This window comes from Microcoleus sp. AT9b-C3, from assembly GCF_036705485.1.
Taxonomy (GTDB): domain Bacteria; phylum Cyanobacteriota; class Cyanobacteriia; order Cyanobacteriales; family Microcoleaceae; genus Microcoleus.
On the sequence record NZ_JAUBUR010000002.1, the window covers coordinates 346116 to 362341 of the forward strand.

Annotated in this window: 12 protein-coding genes; 7 read left to right on the top strand and 5 right to left on the bottom strand. The window is 46.2% G+C overall.

Translation table 11 applies throughout. The annotated features are described in order from the left end of the window. The first annotated feature begins 181 nt into the window (after positions 1-181). Positions 182-1120: a UDP-glucuronic acid decarboxylase family protein gene (locus QUB77_RS03275; protein WP_333038674.1), complete on the top strand. Its 939-nt coding sequence runs from the start codon at positions 182-184 to the stop codon at positions 1118-1120. 126 nt (positions 1121-1246) lie between these two features. Next, positions 1247-2635, top strand: coding sequence for a UDP-glucose/GDP-mannose dehydrogenase family protein (locus tag QUB77_RS03280; RefSeq protein WP_333172826.1), 1389 nt, complete (start codon positions 1247-1249; stop codon positions 2633-2635). A 104-nt stretch (positions 2636-2739) separates the two neighbouring features. Here QUB77_RS03280 and QUB77_RS03285 read toward each other — a convergent pair whose 3' ends face one another. Then, complete coding sequence (locus QUB77_RS03285; RefSeq protein WP_333172823.1) at positions 2740-3210, bottom strand: hypothetical protein; 471 nt, start codon at positions 3208-3210, stop codon at positions 2740-2742. Positions 3211-3609: 399 nt separating this feature from the next. Between QUB77_RS03285 and QUB77_RS03290 the strand changes: the two genes are divergently transcribed. The 3 genes from QUB77_RS03290 (at position 3610) to ppk1 (ending at position 10759) form a co-directional block, all read left to right on the top strand. Further along, positions 3610-3828 (top strand): helix-turn-helix domain-containing protein, encoded by a 219-nt coding sequence (locus tag QUB77_RS03290; protein WP_006632503.1) that lies wholly within the window; start codon positions 3610-3612, stop codon positions 3826-3828. A 302-nt stretch (positions 3829-4130) separates the two neighbouring features. Next, positions 4131-8288, top strand: a complete 4158-nt coding sequence (locus QUB77_RS03295; protein WP_333172820.1) for a HEAT repeat domain-containing protein — start codon at positions 4131-4133, stop codon at positions 8286-8288. Between the two features lie 287 nt (positions 8289-8575). After that, a complete protein-coding gene (gene ppk1 / locus QUB77_RS03300) occupies positions 8576-10759 on the top strand; it encodes a polyphosphate kinase 1 (protein ID WP_333172818.1) in 2184 nt (727 codons plus the stop codon). Positions 10760-11089: 330 nt separating this feature from the next. On the opposite strand, the gene QUB77_RS03305 is transcribed toward ppk1, so the two are convergent. Both QUB77_RS03305 and QUB77_RS03310 read right to left on the bottom strand, forming a co-directional pair. Further along, on the bottom strand, positions 11090-11260 hold the full coding sequence (locus QUB77_RS03305) for a hypothetical protein (protein WP_333172814.1): 171 nt from the start codon (positions 11258-11260) through the stop codon (positions 11090-11092). Positions 11261-11462: 202 nt separating this feature from the next. Further along, positions 11463-11723, bottom strand: coding sequence for a hypothetical protein (locus QUB77_RS03310; protein ID WP_006632500.1), 261 nt, complete (start codon positions 11721-11723; stop codon positions 11463-11465). A 320-nt stretch (positions 11724-12043) separates the two neighbouring features. On the opposite strand from QUB77_RS03310, the gene QUB77_RS03315 reads away from it, so the two are divergent. Together QUB77_RS03315 and QUB77_RS03320 are read left to right on the top strand one after the other, a co-directional pair. Continuing rightward, a complete protein-coding gene (locus QUB77_RS03315; RefSeq protein WP_333172811.1) occupies positions 12044-12595 on the top strand; it encodes a DUF2854 domain-containing protein in 552 nt (183 codons plus the stop codon). A gap of 214 nt (positions 12596-12809) precedes the next feature. Then, entirely contained in the window at positions 12810-13892 is a 1083-nt protein-coding gene (locus tag QUB77_RS03320; RefSeq protein WP_333172809.1) for an FAD-dependent monooxygenase, read from the top strand. A gap of 256 nt (positions 13893-14148) precedes the next feature. Here the strand turns inward: QUB77_RS03320 and QUB77_RS03325 are convergent, their stop codons facing one another. Continuing rightward, positions 14149-14496 (bottom strand): DUF779 domain-containing protein, encoded by a 348-nt coding sequence (locus QUB77_RS03325; protein WP_333172807.1) that lies wholly within the window; start codon positions 14494-14496, stop codon positions 14149-14151. A gap of 179 nt (positions 14497-14675) precedes the next feature. Then, positions 14676-16196, bottom strand: a complete 1521-nt coding sequence (gene exaC / locus QUB77_RS03330) for an acetaldehyde dehydrogenase ExaC (protein ID WP_333172805.1) — start codon at positions 16194-16196, stop codon at positions 14676-14678. Positions 16197-16226: the final 30 nt, after the last annotated feature.

Consider the following 16226-nt stretch of genomic DNA (forward strand, 5'->3'; position numbering starts at 1 on the left):
TTGCGAATTATAGCACTTTGTTCAAAGTATTGGCAAATGCTAAGTTAATTAAAGATTTTATGAAGTTGAGGTATAAGTCTTTACGCCGATCGCAATTTTGTTATTCTATTAGTAAGTTTCATTCGAGCGACTGAATTTTTGTACTCCAGTCCTACCCCTAAACAGAACGGCAGTTTCCACAATGAGAATTTTAGTCACAGGCGGTGCGGGTTTCCTCGGTTCCCACCTAATCGATCGCTTAATGGCCCAAGGACACGAGGTAGTCTGCCTGGATAATTTTTACACCGGGACTAAACGCAATATCCTCAAATGGCTGGACAACCCGTATTTTGAGCTGATCCGCCACGACATCACGGAACCGATTCGGTTAGAGGTAGATCAGATTTACCATCTGGCTTGTCCCGCTTCTCCCATACACTATCAGTACAACCCTGTCAAGACAATTAAAACAAATGTCATCGGCACGATGAATATGTTGGGATTGGCAAAACGGGTAAAAGCAAGATTCTTTCTCGCTTCCACTTCCGAAGTGTACGGAGATCCTGACGTACATCCACAAACAGAAGATTATCGTGGCAACGTTAATTGTATCGGAATTCGCAGTTGCTATGACGAAGGGAAGCGAGTAGCTGAAACCTTATCTTTTGATTACCATCGGCAAAATGGGGTAGACATTCGAGTTGTGCGAATCTTCAATACCTACGGCCCCCGGATGTTGGAAAATGACGGCAGAGTAGTGAGCAATTTTATTGCTCAAGCTTTGCGAAACCAACCGCTGACTGTATACGGCGACGGTTCCCAAACACGTAGTTTTTGCTACGTTTCTGATTTGGTGGAAGGATTTATTCGTTTGATGAATAGCGACCAAATCGGGCCGATGAATTTGGGTAATCCCGGCGAATACACTATTTTGGAACTGGCACAAAAAATTCAAAACACGATTAATCCAGGGGCAGAAATTATCTTTAAACCGCTGCCGGAAGACGATCCAAAACAGCGACAACCAGATATTACTCGTGCTAAAAATTGGTTGGGGTGGGAGCCAACTGTGCCCCTGGATCAAGGTTTAGAGTTGACTATAAAGGATTTTCGCGATCGCATCGAGGGAAACCAAAAGTAGAGACGTAGAGAGGGGGAGACTGAGAGAGGGGGATGGGAAAAATATTCCGAATTCCCGATTCCCAATTCCCAATTCCCGATTCCCGATTGCCATCTGATTTTTTTTACTAACTTTGAGGACATTTGTATGCATGTTTGCGTCATCGGTACAGGATACGTTGGTTTAGTCACCGGCACTTGTTTGGCCCACATCGGCCACCACGTGATTTGCGTAGACAACAACGAAGAAAAAGTTAAATTAATGAAGTCTGGACAGTCGCCTATTTTTGAACCCGGACTGTCGGAATTAATGTCCTCTGCCTCTGCGTCTGGCAATCTAGAATTTACTTCGGATTTAGCAGCAGGAGTGTCTCACGGAGATATTTTGTTTATTGCCGTGGGGACGCCTCCTTTGCCTACTGGGGAAAGCGATACTCGCTACGTGGAAGCGGTTGCTCGCGGCATTGGAGCTCACCTCGACGGCGATTACAAAGTAATCGTAAACAAATCGACAGTTCCCATCGGTTCGGGGGATTGGGTGCGAAGAATTGTACTCGACGGTTTAGCAGAACGTCAAAAACCTCAAAGCGGTGACGCGGCTACTGGTGAGGAAGTAGCAGCAAAAACAGGCGTTCAATTTGATGTGGTTAGCAACCCGGAATTTTTACGCGAGGGCTGTGCTGTTTTCGATACTTTTAATCCCGATCGCATTGTTCTTGGCAGCAACTCTCGGCGGGCTATGGATATGATGCTACAGTTATACCGGCCGATTGTCGATCGCAAGTTTGCAGAAAATCAGTCTTTGCCGGAAGTTCCTGTGGTGATGACTGATATCAGTTCAGCGGAGATGATTAAGTACGCAGCTAATGCTTTTTTGGCTACGAAGATTAGCTTTATTAATGAAGTTGCTAATATTTGCGATCGTGTCGGTGCAGATGTTAGTCAAGTTGCCCGAGGTATCGGTTTAGATTCGCGGATTGGCAACAAGTTTCTGCAAGCTGGCATTGGTTGGGGCGGTTCTTGTTTCCCCAAAGATGTCTCGGCTTTAGTTCACACTGCTGACGATTACGGCTACGAGGCGCATTTGCTGAAAGCTGCGGTGGAAGTTAACGAACGCCAGCGGTTGATTGCTATTGAAAAGTTGCAACAAGTTTTGAAGATTCTCAAAGGTAAAACAGTAGGACTTTTGGGTTTAACTTTCAAGCCGGATACTGACGATTTGCGGGATGCTCCAGCGCTGAATTTAATCGATAGTTTGAATCGGTTGGGAGCGAAAGTTAAAGCTTACGATCCCATTGTTTCTCAAACAGGGATGCGTCACGGTTTGTCGGGAGTTTTGGTAGAAACTGACCCGGAAAGGTTGGCAGACGGTTGCGATGCTTTGGTGTTGGTGACTGACTGGGAACAGTTTCGTAATTTAGATTACGATAAAATGGCGAAGTTGATGGCTCATGCAGTGATGATTGATGGCCGTAATTTCTTAGATAAGAAGGCTTTAGAAGCGGCTGGTTTCCAATATGTGGGGATTGGAAGGTAAAGAAGAGTTTTGAGTAGAATCTCTATTTCGTAGGGTGCGCATTGCGCACCTTACATTTATCTTGCTAGTGGCAAACAATCGCGGGTTTACTCGCCCCGACTGCTTTAAAAATTCTCCATCAATGTTTTTTCTTGAGCGTAAACATCTCGTAGCTGTTGAAGCGCTGAGGCAGAAATTACCGATTTAACTGTAGCGACTAATTTACCCCACTCAAGCAAGCTGTCAACTGAAACAGCGGCTTTGAAGTTATACGTATAGAATTTAGTCCAAAATTCTGGTGCTTGTCTTCGTTTCCAGCGTTTGTACCATGCTACAAAATCTTGATCACACGGCGGTTTTACTTCTAAGATTGGGGGGAAATCGGCGTAGCTGACAAATCGACTCATGCCTTTGGCATGAACGTACACCACATTGTGGCAGCATTCGATCCGGTATATCTGTTCGGGAGAGATGTTGAACAGGAGTGCCACTGTTTCTTCGGTGACAAATCTCGATCGCGGATTGACGATCGACGATTTGTGAATAATTTTTGATGCGCCGATCGCTGACGATCTTAGCTGATTTTCTGATATCATTGTAGTTGCATCTGGTGGTAGTAGGTAAATCTATCTCTGCTAAGTGCGATCGACAGAAATTCTCGGTCGGGGTTAATTATAACTGGCGATCGTCTTTAGTTTCGTTGACTCCGCCGCAAAACGGAGACAAGCCCCGACTTCTGCCATGAGAGGCGCCAAATTTTAGACCAACGTTCAAGCTCCCAGATTTATCTTTAGAGTCAATCTAAAATCTAAAATCTAAAAATCTAAAATCGAACTTCTGCCATGAGAGGCGCAAAATTTTAGACCAACGTTCAAGCTCCCAGATTCATCTTTAGAGTCAATCTAAAATCTAAAATCTAAAATCTAAAATCGAATGACCGGGGCGATCGCTTTTTGATATATTATACTAAATCCAAAATTTTGTAAATAGTGAATATGAGCAAAGGCTTAGTCAGATTGCGGGTTCGAGAGTTGGCGGCCGAGAAGGGATGGACGCTCAAGGAAGTTGCGGAGCGATCGGGCGTGGGCTACAGTACGATTAGCAATTATGCCCGTTCTCAGGGTATGGCAATGGTTGACTTTGCAGCCGTCCACAAGCTGGCTCGAACTTTTGATGTGATGATTGAGGATTTCGTGGTAATCCTCGAAAAATAGTTGAAAGTTTTGCCTAATTCAATGTTTGAGCGATCGACTTTTGATGTGACGATCGAAGTTTTGATGTGATGCTTTCAGCAATTGTCGATCGCCCGCAACCAAAGTCGATCGCCTATCATTAAAGTAACCCGCTTGGAGCCTGAAATTAGGAGAACCGTCAATCGATTTTAGATTTTAGATTTTAGATTTTAGATTAACCCCACCGATAAATGCTCTTTCTTGAGGATTTTCGATTTGCGATTTTGGATTGATTCCACGGATAAATCACGTGGCGGGTACCACCTTTGAAATTCGCTTGTCAAATGCTAGATGCTGTGCTATTGGGATATCTTTTCAAGGTCGCTTTCGATGGGATAGTGGGCGCTCAAGCCAATGATGCACTCAAGCACCTCTGTTTGAAGGGAGTAAAAAAGCTATCACGAAACGGTAAAATTGTCAATTACGATTTAGAAAAAGCGCTGAAACGTTCTTTCCTGAAAGCTCAGCAACAAATCGCCTCAGAATGTTATAAAGAATTGGTTGAGCCGTCTCGCAGGGCTTCTAAAGGTATAGTTATTTACTTGCCTCAAGACCGTCCTTATTTAGAATGGCTAGATAAGAAGATTAAGCAGTTAAAATCTCAATTAAAGCAGGTTAACAAAGAAACAGCCCCTTCAGGTATTCCAATAGAAGGTTTAGATGAGATAGAATTGCTGCTAAGTTCCAGAAACGAGTCAAGCCAAAATCGCTTTCAACAAGTTGAAAATAAACTTCTGGAAATTGCACTCAAAAATTGTGATGTCACACTTTATAAAGCTAAATTAAAGGAAAATTTGTTTAGCTTAGTATCTGCATACTTTGCCGAGGAAATCAAGGACAATCAAAAGGTGTTCCAGATTTTTACAGCGCAAACATTAACGCGGAATGATACCCAAACCGCAGAAACTCACGCTTTGATGGAAGAGCTAAAGGCTTTGCTTGAGGAGATAGTTGAAAAGAGCCGCATTGCTTACCTGCCGATTGACTGGCAAGCTATTTGCCAGCAGATATTAGACGAGAAAGAACAGCAGCGGCTTAGTAGCAATCAGCTAACTTTTGGCAACCATCAAATAGATGATGTTTATGTGCCGCTGGGATTGGTGGAACGGCAGAAAGTGACTCAGCGACGCGAGGATGTTGCGGCTGAGGAAGGTTCGGATTTGTACCGGGAAAAAGAAGTTACTCAAAAATTTGAACACAGCGAGTTTCTCGAGCAAGTTATCCAGCAAGGAAGTAGCCCGAAAAGCAATGGCAAGCGGTTAGGAATTATTGGAGAACCGGGGGCGGGGAAAACAACGCTGTTGCGGCAGATTGCTAATTGGGTAGCGGCTGAAATTTCCGAGGCGATTGTAATTTGGGTATCCTTGGCGGATTTGCAGGGGAAGGAATTAGAGCCGTATTTATTTGATAATTGGCTGCTGGCGGCTATTAAGAGAATTGGGAAGGCTGAGGCGACTGCGGATATTAAGGATGATTTTTTAGCACAGTTTAATGCTGAGCGCGTGTGGTTGGTGTTGGATGGGGCGGATGAGATGGCTGTCGGAGATGGCAATCCTTTGGCGGAAATTCAGCGGCAAATTAGAACTGGCGGCTGTATTCAAAAGGCGCGAATTGTGCTAAGTTGTCGGCAGAATGTTTGGGATGCGATCGGCACTGCGTTGGATACTTTTGATACTTATCGCACTCTGGAATTTTCCTATCCCGAACAGGTGGAAATGTTTATCGATAAATGGTTTTTAACCCCCCCTAACCCCCGGTTTGGAACCCCCCCTAACCCCCCCTTGGTAAGGGGGGGGACAAGAGATGATGGGGAAACTATCGATCGGTTTTTAACCCCCCCTAACCCCCCCTTGGTAAGGGGGGGGACAAGAGATGATGAGAGTACAGAATTAGATGAAACTCTTGCTCCCCCCTTAGCAAGGGGGGCTGGGGGGGTGCTTTCTCAACAGCTACCGGAAGCATTAGATGAAACTCTTGCTCCCCCCTTATTAAGGGGGGCTGGGGGGGATCTTTCTCAACAGCTACGCGAAGCATTAGCAGCATCGGGAAAAGAGCGAATTCGAGATTTAGTCAAAAATCCCCTGAGATGTTCGCTATTGTGCGCCACTTGGCAGTCGTTGGATGGGGATTTGCCGGATACTAAGGCTAAGCTTTATCGGCGGTTTGTGACAACTTTGTATCAGTGGAAAAAACCGCGCCTGAATTGGATTCAGCAGCAGGAATTGAATGCGGCTTTGGGGAAATTGGCTTTTTCTGGGATGTTAAATGAAACGGATCGGTTTCAGTTGCCAGAAAGTGTGGGATATCGGGTGATGGGTGCATCGCAGTTTGAGTTAGCTTGTCGTGTGGGTTGGCTGAATTTGGTGGCGAGGGATGCGGAGACGGCGGAAGGGATTTATGCTTTTTATCATCCGACTTTTCAGGAATATTTTGCTGCCTTGGCGGTTGAGGATTGGCACTTTTTCTTGAATCATTTTCCTAAGAATCCGCAACATCCTGACGCTAGATATCGCATTTTTGAGAAGCAGTGGAAGGAGGTTATTTTGCTGTGGTTGGGGCGCGAGGAGGTTGGGAAGGAGGAAAAGGAAGCGTTTATTAAGGCGTTGGTTAAGTTTAAGGTTGGGTGGGATAAATTTTATGGATATCGGGCATATTTTCTAGCGGCTGCGGGGATTGCTGAGTTTAAGGATTGTCGCCTTGCTGATGAGATTGTGTCGCAGATTGTTATTTGGGGATTTGGTTATTTTAATAAGCAAAAACAGGAGTGGCGGACATTTCTCGATCCAATTGTTGATAGAGCAAGGGAAGTTCTGAAAGAGACGGATCTGGAAAAGGCGAGTTCCGCTTTAGTCGAGTTAATCCGCAATTCAGGTGATGAATATACTCGGAGGCGAGCGACAAAAAGCTTAGGGGAAATAGGCAAAGGTAGCCCAGAAACTATCTCCGCTTTAGTCGAGTTAATCGGTACTTCTCAGGATGAACATACCCGGTGTGTAGCGGCAGAATGCTTAGGAAAAATAGAAAAAAATAACCCAGTTGCGATCGCCACTTTAGTCGAGTTACTCCGCAAGTCAGTTGAGAAAAAGACCGGGAAGCGAGTGGCATATAGCTTGGGGGAAATAGGAAAAGATAGCCCAGAAGCGATCGCAGCTTTAGTAGAACTAATCCGCAATTCAGTTGATAACCATTTCTACCCGTTTTTCGATCGGCATAACGTACCTACCTGTATAATATTGGCATATAGCTTAGTGAAAATAGGGAAAAATAATCCAGTTGCGATCGCCGCTTTAGTCGAGTTAATTCGCAGTTCCGAGCATAAAGTTACCCAAGAGCGAGCGGCAGAAATTTTAGGTAGGATAGACAAAGATAACCCGGTAGCGATCGAAACTTTATTGGAGTCAATCCGCAACTACCGTCCTAAAGATACTCGTTATCAAGCAGCAGAAAAATTAGCAAGAATCGGCAAAAATAACCCAGTTGCGATCTCCGCTTTAGTCGAGTTAATCCGCAAGTCAGGTAATAAAAAAGTTACCCGGTGGCGAGCTGCAGAATGCTTAGGGAAAATAGATAAAGATAACCCAGTTGCAATCAGCGCTTTAGTCGAGTTAAGCCGCAATTCCAATGAAAAAACCCGGTGGTCAGCGGCAGATAGCTTAGGTAAAATAGGCAAAAACAACCCAGTTGCGATCGCCGCTTTAGTCGAGTTAATCCGCAATTCCGGTGATGAAAGAACCCGGTGGTCAGCGGCAGAAAGCTTAGGAAAAATAGGCAAAAATAACCCAGAGGCCATCTTCGGTTTAGTCGAGTTGCTCGGTAATTCTCAAAGTGAATCTACCCGGCTTCAAGCGGTATCTAGCTTAGGGAAAATAGATAACAATAACCTAGTTGCGATAGCCACTTTAGTCGAGTTGCTCGGCACTTCTCAGAATGCATATCATCGGTGGGAATTGGGAATTTATTTAAAAAAAATAGGCAAAAATAACCCAGTTGCGATCGCCGCTTTCGTCGAGTTAATCCGCACTTCAGGTGATGAAGAGACCCGGCTTCAAGCGGCAGAATGTTTGGGAGAAATAGACAACAATAACCCAGTTGCGATCGCCACCTTAGTCGAGTTGATCCGCAATTCAGGCGATCCAGATACCCGGTGTCGAGCGGCATCTAGCTTAGGTAAAATAGACATAGGTAACTCAGTTGCGATCGCGACTTTAATAGAGTTGATTCCTAATTATCACCCTGAATATTATATTTTTGACCCGGCAGATAGCTTACTGAAAATCATGAAAGGTAAACAGTTCGCCACAGCAGTCTCAGGTTTAAAAAATCGCCTAACTTCCGAAATCTACAAAAATGATTTTGGGCGGAATGAAAGATGTCACAGAGTCATCTGGAATTGCGCTGAAAATATGACTTACCCAGAATTTTATCAGGCATGGCACGCTTAACCCACCGCTGGAATTGCCCTTCACAGATTTTCCGTCAAATCAAGAGGACTTGCTGAATGCGGTACAGAATTGGATTGGGGCGAGGGGATAAGTCGCAGATGCAGGGGCCGGACTTAGCCTGGGCCGTTTCCCTACTGCGGTGTCCCTACACATATTGCGTACCAGACCCTCGCGGATGACAGACAAAAACGTGCGATCGACCAAAAGCAGATGCGAACAAATCCTTTAACCTGCGATACTAATTCACAGATGCGATCGACAGAGCCTCCCAAAGACTCCCTCAAACCATGCCCAAGCCAAAAAAGACCCCCCCCAAAACCTACACTGAAATCAACCTCAGCGATCCTCAATATTACTTCAACCGAGAACAAAGCTGGCTAGAATTCAACAACCGCGTGCTCCACGAAGCCCTCGACCCCCGCACGCCCCTCCTCGAAAGACTCAAATTTCTCGCTATTTTTAGCTCCAACCTAGACGAATACTTCATGGTGCGCGTAGGCGCCCTCAAACAGCAAGTACACGCAAAAGTCAGCAAATTGACCTCCGACGGCAGCACGCCTCAACAACAGCTAGATGCCATTAACAAGCGGCTTTTGCCCATGGTTACTCAGCAGCACTCGTATTTTGAGCAAACCCTGCGACCGAAACTAGCAGCAAGCGACATCTACATTCTCGACTACATTGACCTCAATCAAGAACAGCGCAATTACTTGCACCGCTACTTCAAAGAACAAGTATTTCCCGTACTCACTCCCCTAGCAGTTGACCCCAGCCACCCATTCCCCTACCTTTCCAATCTCAGCCTCAATTTAGCAGTAGTAGTCAGAGACCCCGACACGCGCGAAGAATTGTTTGCCCGCGTCAAAGTACCGCAGGTTTTGCCGAGGTTTTTGCCGCTACCGGGGGATTTGCAGTGGCAGCAGAGGGGCAAATCTCCTGTTTGGACTGGCGTGCCCCTAGAACAGGTGATTGCCCACAATTTAGAAGCTTTGTTTCCGGGGATGGACGTTGAAGAATATCACCCGTTCCGCATTACTCGCAATTCCGATTTGACGGTCGAGGAAGATGAGGCAGAGGATTTGCTGCTGGCAATAGAACAGGAGCTCCGCAAGCGCCGGTTTGGAGGTTCTGCGGTGCGGATGGAAATTCAAGCGATTATGCCGCCTGCGCTGCGAGATATGCTGATGGAGGAGCTGGATCTCGGTGAGCAAGATGTTTACGTCGTAGAGGGGCTGCTAGGCCTCAAGGATTTGATGTCTTTTGTGGGGTTGCCGGTGCCGGAACTGAAAGACCCGCCTTGGACTCCGGTTGTGCCGCCGCGCTTGCGGAACTCGGAATCGGTAAGGATTTTAGACAAATCGAGGTTGGATGCTGAAGAGGGTGAGGATATTTTCACGACCATCCGGCAGGGGGATTTGATGCTGCACCATCCTTATCACTCGTTTGCGGCGACGGTACAGCGGTTTATTACTGAGGCGGCGCACGATCGCTCCGTGTTAGCGATTAAGATGACTTTATACCGCACTTCTGGAGATTCGCCGATCGTCAGCGCCTTAATTCAAGCAGCGGAAAACGGCAAGCAGGTAGCCGTTTTAGTAGAGCTCAAAGCTAGGTTTGACGAAGAAAATAATATTAATTGGGCTCGCAAGTTAGAACAAGCAGGAGTCCACGTAGTTTACGGTTTGGTGGGACTCAAAACCCACACCAAAATTGTGATGGTAGTGCGTCGCGAGGACGGGTACATCCGCCGCTACGTCCACATCGGCACCGGCAATTACAATCCCAAAACAGCCGGACTGTATACGGATGTGGGTTTGTTGAGTTGTCGCGAGGATTTGGGATCGGATTTGGCGGATTTGTTTAATTATTTGACTGGTTATTCCCGGCAGGTATCTTATCGCAAATTATTGGTGGCACCTGTCAATATGCGCGATCGATTTTTAGCTTTAATCCGCCGCGAGGCAGAATTTTGCCGCTTGCAGACCGAAGGCGGCAGCGGTAGCTGTGGCCGCATTGTCGCTAAAATGAACGCTTTAGTTGACCCTCAAATTATTGTTGCTTTGTACGAAGCTTCGCAAGCTGGAGTTAAAATTGATTTGATTATTCGGGGGATTTGCTGTTTGCGTCCCGGCGTTGAGGGTGTTAGCGAAAATATCCGAGTTATCAGTATTATCGGCCGCTTTTTAGAGCATTCTCGGATGTTTTATTTTTTCAACGGTGGCGACGAAGAGGTGTATATTGGTTCTGCTGACTGGATGCAGCGCAATCTCACCAGACGGGTTGAGGCGATCGTTCAGGTGGAAGATCCGACAATTGCCATGGAATTGCAAGAAATTTTGGGTGTAATGCTGGCTGACAACCGCCAAGCTTGGGATTTACAGCCGGGAGGACACTACTCTCAGCGGCGACCGCCTGCTAATTGCCCGGAAGTGAGTTCTCAGCAAATTTTGATGGATATGGTGATGAATTAGTCAGAAGTTCAGTTGTCAGTTGTCAGTTGTCAAATTTGCAGTTAGCAGTGGCCGGTTCTTGTTAGCTATTAAGCTGTACTGCATTTAATTTTTACTTTTTGGGCGGGCTCTCCGGCTCACCCCACAAGATGTTTACCAACATAACTATAGCAATCCTTCCAGGATTTGTGGGATTGGCTTCTAGCCCGTCCCTCCCTGTTGTGGGATGGGCTTCTAGCCCGTCCCGACTAGAAACCCAAACCACGTTTATAACTGACGAAAGGATTGCTATGTGCAAAATAAATGCGCGACAGCTTAGCCGACCACTGACAACTAATGACTGCTGACTACTTAACTGTTAAAAGTGCGCTTGAATTCTTCTAAGAGATCGTCAATTTCTTCGATCGCCTGACTCACATCTATTCTCAGGGCTCCCAAGTCCGATCGATCTAACAGCCGCACGAGGGATTCCCGCTTGCTCTCGATCTGTGCAACGCGATCTTTGATTGTTTGTGCATCCATGGTTTTTTGCCTTTGCTACTATTAACAAAAATATTTGACATTCCCCCCTGCGAACAGACGGGGATTCTAAATTCACCGACATACCTTTATGGGCAAATCCTTCACTGTTTTTATATGGGAAGTGATGAACCTGCTCAGGGTTTTTGGGTCTGTGTTATAGTTTGATTGTACATCAAAACTTCCCCCAAACTCCAGCCACATTTTAGCGTAAAAAAGGCGGACGTTTGGTATCTGCGGGTTTATTTTTCATCATTCCAGCTAAAAATCGCTTCAGGGCCTTCTCCCGGTTTTTCATAAAAGCAGCCCAAAATCCTGGTTGATATTCATCCATCGTCTTGGCTAGGGCCCAGACATCGATCGCTAAGATATTATAAAGCCTTTCATCTTCGCGTTTGAGCGAGTTAATCTGCTCCAGAACTGCCTTGTTTGCGCCAGCAGTTTGTTTGTCTTCGTCTTTAATCATGTCCGAAAAATGGTTGAAAGGGCAAGAGTGTCGATCGCGATCGCCACTCTGTATACTTTGATGATACTGCCGATCTCGATTGCCTTCTGGAACCAACGCCGCGCAATTAACACGGATATTTACCGATGGCGTGCCCGGGCGAGTCCGGCAGGATAAGCTTCTGAACCTAGAGACAAGACTGTGGATGCACACCGCTCCCGCGCTCATAGATGCTAGCAGTTTTTGCAGGTCTTTTGGCAAAAAAACTAAATTTATTCAAGACTTTTTGACAGATAATAATTAAAGTATATTATTTCTGTCCGACTACTTACCTCACTAATATGTTACGCAAAATTTCTTTAGCAAACCTAGCCTTAGTTGTTGGCGGTATTATAGCAGCAGTCGGTTTCGGAGCCTACTTCACAGACAGACCTACCCTGAACCTAGCCGGTTTTTTTTATGGAATTCCGCTGTTGCTGGGAGGTTTGGCTCTGAAAGCGGCCGAACTCGAACCAGTGGATTTCACCGAACCTACCTCTGCTGAAGTTCTCCTCCTGCGAGAAAGTCAGGCGACAGATACTCAAAACCAAGTCCGCAAAGATGTCACCCGATTTCGCTACGGCCAACAAGCGCACTTAGATGATGCTTTGGAGCGCTTGGGCCTGGCTCCGACAGACGAGGAACGGCCGCTCCTGCAAGGGTTGCGGGAAGTTAATGTTGACGGTGCTTATGGGTTAATTTTAGAGTTTTATTCGCCGCTAATGCCGATCGACTTATGGGAAGAAAAGCAAGACAAAATAGCTACTTTTTTTGGGCCGGGTTTGCGCGCAGAAGTGAGTCAAAAGGCTGGTGACAAAATTGAATTGGCTCTCATTAAAAATACTAAAGCTTAAAGTATTTTTAAGTTTGGAGTTCGGTAATTTTGAAGTGACCAATTAATAATTAATCCTGGATCGTCCCCGATACTGATAATAGCTGCCGGTTTCAAGCTGTAGCTATTATCAGCAAAATCTCAATCCGCAATTGAGCGATCGCCCCAATTTGATTTTCCTTAATTACAATAGTGGTTGAGAACCGCTCGGCAATCTTAAATCAGGAGAAGGACAAATGGTTTCGTGCCAAAGCAGGATAGGTATTATCGGCGCCGGATCATCAGGAGTTTATCTGGCAATTTTGCTCATTCAACAAGGATTTCAAGTTACCTTGTTTGAAAAAGCACCCCATCCGCGCACCGATGGCTGTGGTATCCTGATCGTGCAAGCAGGCATGGAAGCGCTGCATCAAGGAAACCCTCAAATTAGCCAGAAAATTATTAACTCAGGCGCTCCGGTTAAATTATTCGAGTTTCGCAACCTCCGCGGCGATGTCATCAATTCTGAACCCGTCACCTATGAGGAAAATGAACTCCCAGGAATGCTGGTACACCGCAAAGCTATTTTAGAAGCACTCCTGGAAGAGTTACCCCCTGACACTATTCGTTTTAATGCTGAATTATTGTCGATCGCCCAAACCGAGCATAGCGCGATCGCGCACTTTAAAGATGGCAGTCACTGGGAAGGAGATCTGTTAATTGGTGCCGATGGAATAGTTTCTAAGGTTCGTCAATTTGTGGTTCCGGGTGTAGAACTGTGTTATTTAGGTGATTTAGTATGGCGAGCAATTGTAACAGATAATAACTTCTGTCCAGAAGGAAACTATTTGCTTTATGTACGCGACCGAGGAATTTATGCAAATTTCGTTAATCTTGGTGCAAATCGTACTCATTGGGGTTTCTTTCTGGAAAAGGATCTGGCCGATTTTGAAGTAGGCACGCTACAACCAACTAATACCATTATTCCTCCCCAAGAATTGGCCAAACTCCCAGAGGATGCGCGAAATGTCATTGAGTCAACCCCTTTGGAAAATATTGTCTGTCGTTATTCCTATGACATTGATCCCCTGCCTCAACTATATGATGGCCGTGTTATCTTAATTGGTGACGCGGCTCACGCGAAAAGTCCGACACGCGCTAGAGGTATGACTTCAGGTTGGGAAGATGGTTTGTCTTTATCACGACATCTCATATCTAGTGCTAATATGGCAGAAGCTCTGGCAAATTTTCAAGCTGAAAGATTACCGATTGTCCACGAATATCAACGCACTAGCCGTGAAATTAGTCAGCAAATCAGGGCAAACGCCTCTAAATCCTGAAAGCTTTACCCTATCAGGGATTTAATTTTGGGCCACCAAACTCAAATCATGGCTGAAACCTTTATCCAGCAAGTATTCTCAAAATAAGATGCGTTTGCCCTCCTCAGAAAATTGATCGTCGTTAGCCAACGCCAGAAACTTAGATAAAAACTTAAATAAAAATAGGTTTTTTCGCTCCCATGAAAGAAATCGGCTTTCAGGCTTAAGCAAATTCATGTTTTTAGAGAAACTGCAGGCAAGTTAAGGATAAACAGAGTTAATCAGCCTTAACAAACAACCGGGAACGAGTAATAAAACGCTCTCCATCCGGCCCTTCCAGGGAAAAATCGCTGCCTCCGGGCCCCGATGCCACGTCTATAATTAACTGCGTGTGCTGCCAATATTTGTATTGCTGCGCTGCAATATAAAAGGGACAACCGCCTATTTCGCCCAGCAATACGTCACCATCACCGATTATCAATTCGCCATTGGGAAAGCACATGGGGGAACTACCGTCGCAGCAGCCGCCCGATTGGTGAAACATCAATTCTCCATGTTGAGTTTTGAGATGGTTTATTAATTTTAAAGCGGCTTCTGTTGCGGTGACTTTTGCGATCGTTTCCATTTTAGAATAAGAAAGAAGGAAGATGGAATATGGAAGCTCGACATCTGCGTTAATCTGCGTTAATCCCTTCTCATCTGCGGTTACAAAATTTTTTTTTTTTGACCGCAGATGAGGGCAGATTAACACAGATTAACGCAGATGGATTAGATCGATTCCAGTTGGACGGGATTTGATGTGACTTAGAAGAAACCTAATGCTTTGGGGCTGTAGCTGATTAACAAATTCTTAGTTTGCTGGTAGTGATCTAACATCATTTTGTGATTTTCGCGGCCGATACCAGATGATTTATAGCCGCCGAATGCTGCGTGCGCGGGATACAAATGATAGCAGTTTGTCCACACGCGACCGGCTTGAACGGCGCGGCCCATGCGGTAGGCGGTGTTGATGTCGCGAGTCCAAACTCCTGCACCTAAACCGTAGAGGGTATCGTTGGCAATTTCTAATGCTTCTGCTTCGTCTTTGAAGGTGGTGACTGCTAATACTGGGCCGAAGATTTCTTCTTGGAAAATTCGCATTTTGTTGTTTCCTTTGAAGACTGTCGGCTGGAAATAATACCCGTCTTGCAAGTCGCCGGATAAGATGTTTCTTTCGCCACCAATCAGACATTCTGCCCCTTCGGCATGACCGATTTTGACGTATTCGGCGATTTTTTCCATCTGGTTGACGGAGACTTGCGCGCCGAGGGCGGTTGTCGGATCTAAGGGGTTGTCTTGTTTGATTTGACGGATGCGATCGATCGCCCTTTCCATGAATCGATCGTAGATTGACTCCTGAATTAAGGCGCGGGAGGGGCAGGTACACACTTCGCCTTGGTTGAAAGCAAACATGACTAATCCTTCGACTGCTTTGTCGAGGAATTCATCATCTTGGGCGCAGATATCTTCAAAGAAAATGTTGGGGGATTTGCCGCCTAATTCTAGGGTGACGGGGATGACATTTTGGGAGGCGTATTGCATGATTAGCCTGCCCGTGGTGGTTTCGCCGGTGAAGGCGACTTTGGCAATCCGGGGACTGGTGGCGAGGGTTTTGCCGATTTCGGCGCCGGGCCCGTTTATGACGTTGATGGCGCCGTCTGGTACTAAGTCGGCGATGATTTCCATCAGTACCAAGATTGAGGCGGGGGTGGGGCCTGCTGGTTTGAGGACTACGCAGTTTCCGGCGGCGAGGGCTGGGGCGAGTTTCCAGGCGGCCATTAATATCGGGAAGTTCCAGGGTATGATTTGTCCGATGACGCCTAGGGGTTCGTGGAAGTGGTAGGCGACTGTTGTTCCGTCGAGTTCGCCGATCGACCCTTCTTGAGTTCGGATGCAGCTTGCGAAGTAGCGGAAATGGTCGATCGCCAGCGGTATGTCTGCGGCGCGGGTTTCGCGAATTGGTTTACCGTTGTCCCAGGTTTCGGCGATGGCGAGGCGATCGAGGTTTTCTTCGATGCGATCGGCTATTTTGTGCAAAACCCGCGCCCTATCGGCTGGGGAAGTCTTACCCCACTTGTCTTTCGCGGCGTGGGCGGCATCCAGTGCCAATTCTACATCTTCGGCGGTCGATCGGGGAACTTGACAAATTGATTTTCCGGTAATTGGAGACAGGTTTTCCGAGTATTTCCCTTTCACCGGTGGCACCCACTGGCCGCCGATAAAGTTGTCGTAGCGAGGTTGAAAAATCGACTGACTGCCGGATTGAACAGGTGCTGCTACTACCATTTTATTACCTGATTAAAATTTGTTTTGGCG